Here is an 11,932-nt window from a genome sequence, read left to right as displayed (position 1 = left end):
AGCCGCCGGCATTCATCCCGGCCGCGTACAGGCCTGGAATCGGCTGCCCGAAGTTGTCAATCACGTTGCATTGCGCGTTGATCTTCAAGCCGCCGATCGCGCCCAGGTTGCCTGGCGTGTTGGTGTAGGCATAAAACGGTCCGCTAAATGGCGCAAGGCCCATCGTCCGTTCAAATTCCGGATCTTTGCCTTCCGCCGCGTGCTTGTTCCAAGTCTCCACGCTCTTGACCAGGTTTTCTGCTGGTACGCCGATCTTTTCCGCCAGTTCTTCCAAACTGTCACCGGTCTTGACCAAGCCGCTTTCGACATCCTTGGCCAGACTTTCTTCATTCCAAGGAGAGGCCGGAGCAGTGATTGAGTCCTTGCCAAAAATCTGGAAAGTCGGCTTGCCCAGCTTTTTCTCCTCATTAAAGATTGCCCGGAAACCGTAGGCGTAAGTTGCATCTTCATTGACAAAGCGCAGGCCTTGCCCGTTGACAAAAATCGATGGGATGGTCGGCAGGCGGTCATCAGTCCCGTTGCCAGTCCGCGCGTCAAAGTCAATCGTGCCGCCAAAGCCGGTGACGGCCGCGCCAATGTTCATCCCCATGACGATTCCGTCGCCTCTGTCTGAAGCAACTGACCAGCAGAGGTGCCGCTTGACGTCTTCATAGTGCTGCGGGCTGAGGTCCTTGGCCAAATCCACGTTCTGGTCGATTGAGGCTGCCGACAGAATTACCCCGCGGTTGGCCTTAAAGGCATAGAGCACGCCGCCTTGTTCAGCAATCACCCCGGCTACTTCACTGGAAGTCTCATCTTTTAAGACCAAAGCAACGACAGCCGTGTCGAATTGGAATTCCGCCCCTTGATTTAATGCGTATTCGTAAAGCTTGCGGGTTGCGATAATCCCGTTGCCACCAGCACCGCCGCCTTCATAGACGTGAATTCTGTCCGCAAAGTAGTCTTTTGCGTAAGGGATCTCAGTGTGACCATATACGCTGGTCCACTTAACGCCAACTTTATCTTCCAGCCATTCCAGATTTTTGCCAGCATTCTGGGTAAAGTCACGGACAAGCGGTTCATAAACCCGGCCTTCACCAGCAGCCAGATATTCAGCTTCGTGCTTTTCAGGCGTGTCGTCCTTGTAGTCAGTGAATTCCTTTTGGTACTTAGTGCCCGCTGCTTGCATAACCCCGCCGGAAAGGCTGGTCGTCCCGCCAGGAATGCCTTGCTTTTCAATCGCCAAGACGCTGGCGCCATTTTCCGCGGCCGTTGCGGCAGCAGAAAGCCCGGCACCGCCTGCACCGACAACGATCACATCATATTCGTCGTCGAATTCAATGTCGCCTTCATAGAACTTTTCCTTGAGAAGAGGATAGTTGTTAGGCTGGTTGTGAATAGAGGCAGAGGAGATAGCGTCAACATCCCCGCCAGTAGCTTCAGCATAAGCCATTTGAGCGGCCTTTCTTAAGGCACCGGTTGATACTGAGGCACCAGAAATAGCATCTACGTCGACTGAATGCTCTGCGTTGGCCTCTTCCAGCCAGGTGTCGACCCCAAGGGCGCCAACAGTGTTTGGCACTTCGCCTTCAGCACTGATCTTGACGATTTCACCATTTTCGACAGCAACGATTGCCGTGATCTCTGAGTTGAAACCATGGGCTTTAGCTCTGTATTCGGTCATGATTTATTCTCCTTAAAACACAATGCTAATATCGCTTATCTTTTTTCTTGCAGCGTTGGTTACGCTTACAAGCTTTATGATACCATATGTTATTTATTTTATAAGCAGAAAATAATAAAACGGTTTATTTTTTCTACATGGTAAAATAAAGCTATTGAGAAGTACGTGCTGGATAAGTTTTGATGGAGAAGACTATGGCGGAATTAGAGTTAAGAAGGGCTAACGTTGGGGATGCGGAAAGACTGCTTGAGATCTACGCCCCTTATGTAGAGAAGACGGCAATCACTTTTGAAGATGAAGTGCCTAGTGTTGACGAGTTTCAAGACCGGATCAGTCGGACGGTAAAAAAGTATCCCTATCTTGTGGCACTTAAAGACGGCAAAATCGTTGGCTATGCCTATGCCAGTGCATTTAAGGAGCGGGCGGCTTATGAACACAGTGTGGAATTGTCCATCTATGTCGAGGCTAATGTCCGTCACCAGCATGTCGGTAGATTTTTATATGATGCGATGGAGGATTGCTTAAAGAAGCAGGGCTTTCTCAACTTGAACGCTTGCATCGCTGCTCCAATAGGTGAAGATCCATACCTAGACGACAACAGCATTCGCTTCCATGAGCACTTAGGCTATAGCTTCGTAGGCCGTTTCCACCAGTGCGGATATAAATTTGACCGCTGGTATGACATGGTCTGGATGGAAAAGATGCTGGGTGAGCATACTATCCCTGCACCCGAGATTATCCCTTTTCCGGAGATAAAGTATTGCGAGCAAGAGGAAAATGATGATTAACGACATCAATACGCTGGCTGACTACTTAGGCCCCCGCGACTTGCCGGCCTTGACCCAGGCAGCACTAGAAGAAAAATATGGCATCCCCCAAGCCGACGCTTTTGTCCTTTTTGGCGGCAGCATACTGCCCGGCGGGGATGTCTTTGCCGCAGCAAAAAAGGCTGGGATTGCTAAAAAGTACATCATCGTGGGCGGTCATGGTCACACAACTGATGGCTTAAGAGCCCAGGCAAAAGCCGTCTTTCCGGATCTGGAAGTGGACTCTTTATCAGAAGCGGAGATTTTTGCCGCCTATTTACAGAGAAAGTACCAAATTAGTGCTGACTTGCTTGAATGCCAGTCGACCAATTCTGGCAACAACATCACTTACTTGCTGGACCTGCTGGACAAACACCAGATTGACCTGTCATCAGTCATTCTCTGCCAGGATGCGACCATGCAGCTGCGCTTAAGCGCGGTTTTACGGAAGTATCGGCCAGAGCTGACCATCATTAATTACGCGGCTTACCAGGTTCATGTCTTGGAGAAAGACGGACAGCTGGCTTATGATAAGGAGATCCCTGGCATGTGGCCAATGGATCGTTATATCAGCCTGCTCATGGGTGAGATTCCGCGCTTAAGAGACGATAAAGATGGCTATGGGCCGCTTGGGAAAGACTATATAGCGCATGTGGACCTGCCAGTTTCGGTTGAAGGAGCTTTTTCCCGCCTGCTTAAGGAATATGGCGGCTCTGTCCGCCAGGCTAACCCGGCATATAAGAGCTAGTTTGAGGTGTAAAACAAGGTCCTGGGCTTTAGGGCCAAGCTGATCTTGTAGGAGATTTTTTCAGAAAGAAGTAGCAAGATGGATCCTAAACTGCATAACTACACGGTTTTTGACTTGGAAACAACCGGAAAAAAGATCATCCAAATTGGTGCCTTGAAGGTTAGGGATGACCAGACCGTGGCGAAGTTCTCGACTTATGTTAATCCCATGGAGAAAATCAATGAATATGTCTCTCACTTAACCGGCATCAGCAATTACCAAACAGATGCTGCTCCTGTAATCGATGATGTTATGCCAGACTTTTTGGATTTTATCGGCGATGATACCCTAATTGGCCATAACATACTTAGTTTTGACTGCAACATTTTGGCTGACAACGGCTATCCGGTGGCTAATCCGAAACTGGATACCTTGCTTATGGCCAAATATTACAAAAAGAGAGGCCTGTTTGCAGATCCCATCCCCAATGTCAGACTGTCGACGTTGAAGGATTACTACGGGATCAAGATCAACTCCCACATTGCCATCAGCGACTGCATTACCAACAATATCGTCTACCAAAATCTCAGAGACGGCAATTTGGCCAGAGCCACGGAAACGATCGATTTCACTCCAAAGCAGGTCGATTCCCGCCTGGCCGGCCAGCGTTTTGTGATTACCGGCCAATTCCGGCAGGCAACCAGATATGAACTGACCAGTTTGATAGAATACCACGGCGGCAAGGTAACCGGTTCGGTGTCCGGCATGACTGACTACTTGCTCAAAGGCGAGCTGGATCATGTGACCAGCAAGTGCAAGAAGGCTGCTGAGAAGGGGACAGCGGTGATCGGGTATGAGGACCTGCTGACGCTTTTGCAGAAATAAAATAGAGCTTCCAGACTTCTGGAAGCTCTATTTGCATCTTAGGGGGCAATTTTTGTTAGCAAAAAAGCAGGGACAAGACCTGCGAAAAACGATACGATAATATTGCGAAAGACGTCAGCAGGAGAAAAAGCTGGCTCAGAAAATGAATGACCGGATTAAGCAGTTGAAAAAGTAGCTGTTAGACAAGATTGGAAGCAATTCCGATCTTGTTTTTTTGCGCTAAACAGAAAAGTTGAACTTGTAAAAAATAAGTAGTAGATTGGTTGTATATCTATCAGATTCAGACCTTTAGAAATGTGGGAGAAAATCCATGAAAAAATATGACTACATCATCATCGGCAGTGGTCCGGCTGCCAACCACTTGCTGTTCAAACTGGCGAGAACCAAGAAGACTGCCCTGGTCATTGAAAAGGGCTTCTGGGGCGGAACCTGCCCCAATACCGGCTGCCAGCCAAAGATTTTTATGGAAGGTGCCGTCCGGCCAGTCTTGAATACGTACTATTTATCCGGCAAAGGCGTGGAAAAGCCAGCCAAGCTGGACTGGAATGCTCTGATCAAGCGCAAGAAGCTGATTTGGGCGGAATTTCGCAGAGAAGAGCGCTCCAGCATTGAAAATGAGCAAGTGGACACGGTCTTTGGCCATGGGGTGATCACCGGCCCGCATACCGTTGAGGCGGCCGGCCAGGAATATGAAGGAGAAAACATCGTCATCCCGACGGGCCTGCGTCCCCACCGGCTGGAAGTTCCGGGCAGTGAGTATGCCATCACCAATGACGAGTTTTTCGACTTGGATGAACTGCCGGCAAAGACAGTTGTTATTGGCGGCGGCTATGTGGCCTTGGAACTGGCAACGCTCATGCAGGCAGCGGGAAGCGAAGTTACGGTTTTGCAGCACTCTGACCGCTTGCTGCGTCCTTTTGACCAGGAATACGTTGAGAAATTGACGCAAATGATGACAGACCGGGGCATTCAGATCAAGCTGAACATGCCAGTTGAAGCGATCGCCAAGACTGCTGCTGGTTATGAAGTGACCGCTGAAAACGGGCAAAAGTTCGCAGCTGGCTTGGTGGTTGACGCCTCAGGCAGAAGAGCCAATGTTGACGGCCTTGGCTTGGAAAAATTGGGCATCAAGTTTGACCCGATTAAAGGCGTGGCAGTTAATGAACACCTGCAGACTAACGTCCCAAGCATTTTTGCCGCCGGGGACGTGGCTGACAACGGTCAGCTGAACCTGACTCCCGTTGCCTGGGTAGATTCTTACCACATTTATGACTTTGTTGAAAATGGCCTGGAAGAAGGAATCAAGTATCCTGCCGTTGCTACCAGCACTTTTACCTACCCGCAGATCGCGCAAGTAGGCAAGCGGGAAAGTGAAATGGAAGATGGAGATACGGTTAGAAGAATGAAGCTTGGCGCAACTTTTGCCTCTTTGGGTGAAGGAGACACAAACGCCGAGCTCAAAGTCATTTTCAATCAAGCCGGCGAAGTGGTCGGCGCTTCAGAGATCAGCATCAATGCCGGGGATGACATCAACCTGTTCGCCCCGCTGATCGGGAAGAAAGACCCGGCAAAATTTGCCATGAACAATTTGGGCTTCGCTTTCCCGACACTAGCCAACAAGCTGGACGTTCTGTTCCGGTAGGATGGCTGACAGGAAATTATTATTAGACAGATCAAGCAAAGGATAAAACCTTTGCTTTTTTCTTTGCCTTGTTTAGGAAAAATTGCCGCTTTTACTGACGAATGTTCTTGTAAAAGGCTTGCCAGACCAGGATTTGTAGCGGGTGACCCGCGCCTTTTTTGCTTTGAAAAAATCTGCTTTAATCAAATCTGAGCTTCAAACATTTGGTCGGGATGCCAGAAGCAGCCATGCTAGTTTAATTTATTGCTTGAACTGAGGAATTGAGGATGAACATGAAGCAAGAAAGAAAAGTCTTAACAGCAAAAGAAATTGATCAGTTGGCCAGCGACTTCTTTGACAATTACGGGAGCTACTTTGACCGCCCTTTTTACATGAAGGTCTTAACTCTGCCCTTGGCCCAGCAGTATCTGCGTCCCAGCAGCTTAAAGGTTTGCCTGGCTTACCAGCTGCTGACAAGGGAGAGTTTAAGAGCAGTACTTGCAGAGCAGATTCTTCATGAAAATGATGGCAAGCAGCACTTTTACCTGGAAGCAGGACGGTTAAAGGAGTACTTGCCTGAAGAAGACTGGGAACTGGCCAGCGATTACCTGTTATTAGGTGACAAGCAGGCCTATCTGGATTTGACGGCTGACGGAAAGAAGCTCCTCTTGCCCAGCAACAAGCGCCAGCAGCTTCAACACTTCAAGGAATGCCTGCATAATTGCCAGTCATGGCAGAATCTGCTTGATCACATCAGAGGAAATCACGGGGACATGTCGCTTGCTTGGCGTTTTAAGAACCAGTCCAAACTGGAGGCGACTTTAACTGGGAGAAAGGACTATGAGCATGTTTTTGTTTTGGCTGATCCAGAAGCAATGAAGCAGGAATATGACAAGTTTCTGAACCGGAGCAAAAAGAAAGAGGCAGACTATCAGCACTGGATCGAAAAACAAATCGCGGCTTCTGATCTGCGGGGAGACCTTTTGCCGCGGGCAATTGCCCAGTTGACCCTGAGAAATGAAACGCGGATCACGCCAAATAACTGCCTCAAGATTCTGCGTGGCCTGTCTTATTCCGATTACGATGCCATCAACCACAGCGATTATGACGGTCATTTTCGCTTTCTGCCAAATGAGACCATTCTTCAGGTAATTGACAAGATGCAAAAGGAAGGCTTGATTGCAGCTGAGGAACGCTATTACGCTGACTATCATGTCTATTACCATGAATTGGTGCCAACTGACTTGACTGAGGAATTTTTGCGGGCTGCCCCAGCTGAAAAGTCTGATCTGGCTTTGCTGAAGGAGATTAACGAATATGCTGACAAGAATGGCTTGGCTGATTTTTATGTCGTCAAATTGACCCAAGAGCTTCTGCAGCATCCCGCCTTGACCTGCGTTGATCATAGCTATCAAGCTTTTATTGCCCAGCATGACTTGGCCAGAGAGTATCTGAAAATGCGTCTGCAGCTGACAAGCAGCAAGTTCATGAAGAAGTATCTGCGTTTGCTTTTAGCGGGGGATGCAGAAAAAAGCATCCCTGGCCAAACGATGAATGCTTGACTGGGATGCTTATGTAACAGCAATTAGCATTTAGATCTAGGTAATGGCGTCTGTTGCTGGGGGGATGCTACTTGGTCAGCTGGTCAACGAAGGCCAGGTATGCAGCTTGCTCGCCAGTTTCAGCAGTCTTGACTTCGTCCAGCTCGATCTGGCTGCTGTGCAGCTGGCTTTCGGGAATTTCCACCGTGTGGGTTTCAGTCGCGTTGCCGATCAACTCAATCCAGTAGCCATGGTCTTTCTGGTGCAAGACGGTCTTGACCATGCCGCCAGGATTGTAGACGGAAATCTCTTTTTCAAAGTGGCCTAAGTCCGGGTGAGTCAGGGCAAAGGCCAAAGAGCTGGCTGACATCCCCGTCCCGCAGGCATTTGTAAAGCCAACGCCCCGTTCGTAGGTTCTGACGAAAAGAGTGCTGTCGCCGCGGATTACGGTGTAGTTAATGTTGACCCCGTCAGAGAAGTATGGATTATCCCCGTTCAAGTAGGCACCAAGTTCACCTAAGAGCGGACTGTCCAGATCCTCTTCTTTGATGAAGGCAATGAGGTGAGGGTTGGGCACTGCTAAAGCACTGAAGCGCCAGCCGGGAACCAGTTCCGGGACTAGGGTGTCTAACAAGCGGTCATGCCCCAAATTGTCAAAAGGCAAAGACTCCTTGTTGAAGCGGACCGGGGAAATTTCTACCCCAAATGCCGGTACGCCATTTGCAAAATCAGCTGCCTTGCGGACTGCCAGATCGGCATACATGGTTTCCACCTTGAACTGACTCTCACCAGTCTTTTCCTGCAGATAGCGGGCTACTGTTCTAAGGCCGTTGCCGCACATGGAAGCCTCGCTGCCGTCAGCATTGATCACCCGCATTTTGCCTAAAACGCCAGGATGCGCCGATTCTTCTACAGACAAGATGCCGTCAGCTCCGCCAAGCAGCCCGGTTTCCCGGTCAGTGAGCGTCTTGGCCAATTGCCGCAGCTCTTCATCAGTCAGGGGATTTTCCAGTTCGGTTTGGTCCAAAATGAAGAAGGAATTTTGGGATCCGTGCACCTTCAATAATTTAGTCATCTTATTCTCCTTGCTTAAAAAAGTAATCGTAGATCGCAGCAACTGCCCGGTCGGCATCCTTGGCCTCCGTTCCCAGCATGATCGAAATTTCGGAAGCCCCTTGGTTGACCATCCGCAGGGAGATACCTTCTCTGGCTACGGGTAGAGCGATGTCCCGCATGACCCCGATCCGGTCCCGCATGCCTTCACCAACCAGCATAATGATCGCGTAGTCGCTGATCCAGTCCAAGTGGTCTGGGCTGATTTCGGTTTGAATGTCGTTGCAGAGCTCATCGATCAGTTCGTCGTTAAGCGTGTCCCTGTCGAAGATAATCGTCAAGTCGTCAATCCCGGTAGGCATGTGTTCATAGGAAAGCTTGTACTTGTTGAGGATCCGCAGGATGCGCAGGGTGAAGCCGACTTCCTTGTTGAGCAGGTACTTGTGCAGGTACAGGGCGCCGAAGTGCTTGCCGCTGGCGATCCCCGTGATGATGGTTTCTGGCTTGAAGCCCTTTTCTGGTACGATCATGGTCCCGCGCTTTTCTGGATGACGGGTATTCTTGACGTTGATTGGAATCTGCCCTTGAATCGCCGGGATCAAGGCTTCATCGTGAAAGACAGAGAAGCCGGCATAGGAAAGTTCCCGCATTTCCCGGTAGGTCATCGTGTGAATCGGCTGAGGATCGTCGACCACCTTCGGGTTGGCTGAGAAAATGGCATCGACATCAGTAAAGTTTTCATATAGATCAGCATGAAAGCCTCTGGCCAAAATCGCTCCCGTAATGTCCGAGCCGCCTCTTGAAAAAGTCGCGATGTGCCCGGCTAACGTGTAGCCATAAAAACCTGGGAAAATGAGTTTTTCGTCAGCCTCATAGGAAAAATTGTCAAGCAGCTGGTAGCTTTCAGGGCTGACTGAAGCATTGTTTGGCGTCCCGGTAACAATGATCCCAGCGTCTTTTGGATCAACATAGCGGGCCTTGACGCCCTGGCTCTGCAGGATTTTAGCGATCAGCTTGGCATTGAGCCGTTCACCGTGAGCCTTGAAGGCAGCCAGCAGGTAATTCTTGTTAGGATAAGTCTGCTTGGGCAAGCCCAGCAGAATATCCTTCAAGGGCAAAAGATCCTCAATTGGCAAGTGGAAATACTGGCCGATTTCAACGTAGCGCTGGAAGATCTGCTCGGCTATGGCTGAACCGTCGCGGCCATGGTTGACTTCATGAGCGTACTTGATCAGCAGGTCAGTGACCTTGATGTCACTGTCAAAGCGTTTGCCTGGGGCAGAAGTTACGACAACTTGTCTTTCAGATTCAGCGGTAATAATGTTTAAGGCGTTTTCTACAGCAGGGCCGCTAGCTAGGGAACTGCCACCAAACTTAACAACTTTCATCGAAGTTTCTCTCTTTCGTGTTTTAATCATAATTTAATCAATCTAGATGGACTTTACCATTTTTTGTTGGAAATTGCAAAAAAATATTCTGAAAATTCATGATAATCAGCTTGCAAACACAGTCGCCACGGTGCTTGAGCGGTGCTGAAATAAAATTATGCAAATAAAAAGCGAGAAATTCTGTTGACAAGATGAAGCCAATATTATAAACTGATTACAAATTGAAGAGGCGCAGCCGACAAGAGTAAGGCAAGGGAGTCTGCCAGACATGGAACTTGCACGAAAGGGGAAGCTGCCGAAGCGTTCGTCCCGGCAGGGCGGGCAGCTGGGTCATGGCTTAAGAGGCCATGGACTGTCGCAGGGAAGGTACCTGCGTTGCGCTTGCAATTTGACGAAAGAATTTGATTTTGAATTTTGTTCGGGCTCCAGATTGTCAAGGCAATCTGGAGCTTTTGCTTTGCCTCTTCAAAGTTCCAATCATCAAAGCAGTTTTTTAGAAAGAGAATGACATTATGGCAGAATTAGACGCACAAAGCATTATCAACTACATCGGCTCCGCACCAAAGAAGACTCCAGTAAAGGTTTACCTGCGCGGCGAAGGCCTTGACCAGGTTGCTTTCCCGGAAGGCACTGATCCTTTTGTCAGCGGCCAGGCCGGAGTCGTCTTCGGCGACTGGCAGGCCTTGAAGCCGTTCTTGGCAGAGCATGAGGGTGAATTTGCTTCCGTGCGGATTGAAAATACGGCACGCAATTCTGCAGTTCCGATGCTGGACATCAAAGAAGTCAACGCGCGCATCGAACCAGGCGCGATCATCCGTGACCAGGTCTTGATCGGCGACAACGCGGTCATCATGATGGGGGCTGTGATCAACATTGGTGCTGAAATTGGTGCCGGCTCCATGATCGACATGGGGGCCATCCTCGGCGGCCGGGCCACTGTTGGCAAGAACTGCCACATCGGTGCCGGCACGGTTCTGGCTGGGGTGGTTGAACCAGCCTCCGCTTTGCCAGTCCGCATCGATGACAACGTCTTGATCGGCGCCAACGCGGTAGTTCTTGAAGGCGTGCATGTCGGCGAAGGTGCCGTCGTTGCTGCCGGAGCAGTAGTTACCAAGGACGTTGCCCCGCACACCGTTGTTGGCGGCGTTCCAGCCAGAGTGATCAAGGAGGTCGACGCCAAGACCGAAAGCAAGACCGGTCTGGAAGAGGACCTGCGCAAGCTGTAGAAGCAAAGTTACAAGTTAGTCCAAATTAAGGAAGTTTTCAAATGGCAGTATTGACCGAAGCAGAATTGATTGAAATCCGGCGCCAGCTCCACCAGATTCCGGAACTGGCCTTGCAAGAAACAGAAACCCATGCCTACCTTTTATCTGTAATCAAGCAGATGAAACAGGACTACCTGAAAATCAGAGAAGTTGCCGAACTCCCGACAGCGCTGCTGGTTCTGGTGAAAGGTTCCAAAGCCAAACGGACGATTGGCTACCGGGCCGATATCGATGCTCTGCCGGTTGATGAAGCTACCGGCCTGCCATATGCCTCCAAGCATCCAGGCGTGATGCACGCCTGCGGCCACGACATACACATGACCGTGGCATTGGGCGTTTTGAGCTACTTCAGCGAACATCAGCCAAGTGACAACCTCCTGTTCTTCTTCCAGCCGGCGGAAGAAAGCGAGAGCGGCGGCATGAAAGCCTATCAGCTGGGCTTGTTCACCGGCGAGTGGCACGTGGATGAATTCTATGGCCTGCACGACAATCCAAGCCTGCCTGCCGGCGCTATTGGCTGCCGGAACGGCACCTTGTTTGCCGGCACCACGGAGGTCAATATCGATATTAAAGGCCAGGGCGGCCATGCGGCTTTCCCGCAGCTTTCCAAAGATGCCGTTGTAGCGGCAGCGGCCTTGATTATGCAAGTGCAAACCATCATTTCCAGAAGCATTGATCCGATTCAAAGCGGAGTCATCACTTTGGGAAAGATCAGCGCCGGCCATATCAGAAACGTGATTGCTGATTCAGCCAGAATCGAAGGAACGATCCGGGGCTTGACCCAAAGCATGATTGAAGAAATTGACCAGCGCTTGCGGGAGATCTGCCGCGGCATTGAAATCAGCTTTGGCGTCAAAGTCAAGCTGGAACTCAATCAAGGCGGCTACTGGCCAGTCGAAAACGATCCGGATCTGACGCGAAACTTCATTAATTACATGAAGCAGGCTGCCGGCGTCAACTATGTTGAAACAGAGCCTGCCATG

At 50.0% G+C, this 11,932-nt stretch carries 10 protein-coding genes and 1 riboswitch; of the genes, 7 read left to right on the top strand and 3 right to left on the bottom strand.

Annotated features, from left to right (window positions below; genetic code table 11):
- The coding region (locus lacNas_RS10650; protein ID WP_201346844.1) for an FAD-dependent oxidoreductase at positions 1-1,663 on the bottom strand (1,663 nt) is incomplete at its 3' end.
- A 194-nt stretch (positions 1,664-1,857) separates the two neighbouring features.
- Between lacNas_RS10650 and lacNas_RS10645 the strand changes: the two genes are divergently transcribed.
- From lacNas_RS10645 to lacNas_RS10625, 5 genes are all read left to right on the top strand, one after another.
- The gene (locus lacNas_RS10645) at positions 1,858-2,451 is read left to right on the top strand and encodes a GNAT family N-acetyltransferase (RefSeq protein ID WP_201330946.1); all 594 of its coding nucleotides are present in this window, start codon (positions 1,858-1,860) and stop codon (positions 2,449-2,451) included.
- On the top strand, positions 2,444-3,217 hold the full coding sequence (locus lacNas_RS10640; RefSeq protein WP_201330949.1) for an ElyC/SanA/YdcF family protein: 774 nt from the start codon (positions 2,444-2,446) through the stop codon (positions 3,215-3,217). Before lacNas_RS10645 ends, lacNas_RS10640 begins: the two co-directional genes overlap by 8 nt.
- 78 nt (positions 3,218-3,295) lie before the next feature.
- The gene (locus tag lacNas_RS10635; protein WP_201330945.1) at positions 3,296-4,081 is read left to right on the top strand and encodes a 3'-5' exonuclease; all 786 of its coding nucleotides are present in this window, start codon (positions 3,296-3,298) and stop codon (positions 4,079-4,081) included.
- A gap of 310 nt (positions 4,082-4,391) precedes the next feature.
- Entirely contained in the window at positions 4,392-5,723 is a 1,332-nt protein-coding gene (locus tag lacNas_RS10630; protein WP_201330944.1) for a dihydrolipoyl dehydrogenase family protein, read from the top strand.
- A 272-nt stretch (positions 5,724-5,995) separates the two neighbouring features.
- Entirely contained in the window at positions 5,996-7,264 is a 1,269-nt protein-coding gene (locus lacNas_RS10625; protein WP_201330943.1) for a hypothetical protein, read from the top strand.
- Positions 7,265-7,331: 67 nt separating this feature from the next.
- Here the strand turns inward: lacNas_RS10625 and dapF are convergent, their stop codons facing one another.
- Both dapF and lacNas_RS10615 read right to left on the bottom strand, forming a co-directional pair.
- Positions 7,332-8,318, bottom strand: coding sequence for a diaminopimelate epimerase (dapF, locus tag lacNas_RS10620; RefSeq protein WP_201330942.1), 987 nt, complete (start codon positions 8,316-8,318; stop codon positions 7,332-7,334).
- A gap of 1 nt (position 8,319) precedes the next feature.
- Positions 8,320-9,684 (bottom strand): aspartate kinase, encoded by a 1,365-nt coding sequence (locus tag lacNas_RS10615; RefSeq protein ID WP_201330941.1) that lies wholly within the window; start codon positions 9,682-9,684, stop codon positions 8,320-8,322.
- A 216-nt stretch (positions 9,685-9,900) separates the two neighbouring features.
- Positions 9,901-10,076: riboswitch (Lysine riboswitch) on the top strand.
- Positions 10,077-10,196: 120 nt separating this feature from the next.
- On the opposite strand from lacNas_RS10615, the gene dapD reads away from it, so the two are divergent.
- Positions 10,197-10,910 (top strand): 2,3,4,5-tetrahydropyridine-2,6-dicarboxylate N-acetyltransferase, encoded by a 714-nt coding sequence (dapD, locus tag lacNas_RS10610; RefSeq protein WP_201330940.1) that lies wholly within the window; start codon positions 10,197-10,199, stop codon positions 10,908-10,910.
- Positions 10,911-10,951: 41 nt separating this feature from the next.
- Positions 10,952-11,932: N-acetyldiaminopimelate deacetylase (locus tag lacNas_RS10605; protein WP_201346843.1), on the top strand; the 981-nt coding region annotated here is incomplete at its 3' end.

It is taken from the genome of Lactobacillus nasalidis, assembly GCF_016587775.1.
Lineage (GTDB): Bacteria > Bacillota > Bacilli > Lactobacillales > Lactobacillaceae > Lactobacillus > Lactobacillus nasalidis.
This window is presented reverse-complemented; position numbering and strand designations above follow the sequence as displayed.

What these genes read in the sequence shown, in the direction of transcription:
- lacNas_RS10615 (WP_201330941.1), bottom strand. Translation starts at nt 9,684, where the DNA reads ATGAAAGTTGTTAAGTTTGGTGGCAGTTCCCTAGCTAGCGGCCCTGCT.
- lacNas_RS10625 (WP_201330943.1), top strand. Translation starts at nt 5,996, where the DNA reads ATGAAGCAAGAAAGAAAAGTCTTAACAGCAAAAGAAATTGATCAGTTG.
- lacNas_RS10630 (WP_201330944.1), top strand. Translation starts at nt 4,392, where the DNA reads ATGAAAAAATATGACTACATCATCATCGGCAGTGGTCCGGCTGCCAAC.
- lacNas_RS10645 (WP_201330946.1), top strand. Translation starts at nt 1,858, where the DNA reads ATGGCGGAATTAGAGTTAAGAAGGGCTAACGTTGGGGATGCGGAAAGA.
- lacNas_RS10635 (WP_201330945.1), top strand. Translation starts at nt 3,296, where the DNA reads ATGGATCCTAAACTGCATAACTACACGGTTTTTGACTTGGAAACAACC.
- lacNas_RS10640 (WP_201330949.1), top strand. Translation starts at nt 2,444, where the DNA reads ATGATTAACGACATCAATACGCTGGCTGACTACTTAGGCCCCCGCGAC.
- dapD (WP_201330940.1), top strand. Translation starts at nt 10,197, where the DNA reads ATGGCAGAATTAGACGCACAAAGCATTATCAACTACATCGGCTCCGCA.
- dapF (WP_201330942.1), bottom strand. Translation starts at nt 8,318, where the DNA reads ATGACTAAATTATTGAAGGTGCACGGATCCCAAAATTCCTTCTTCATT.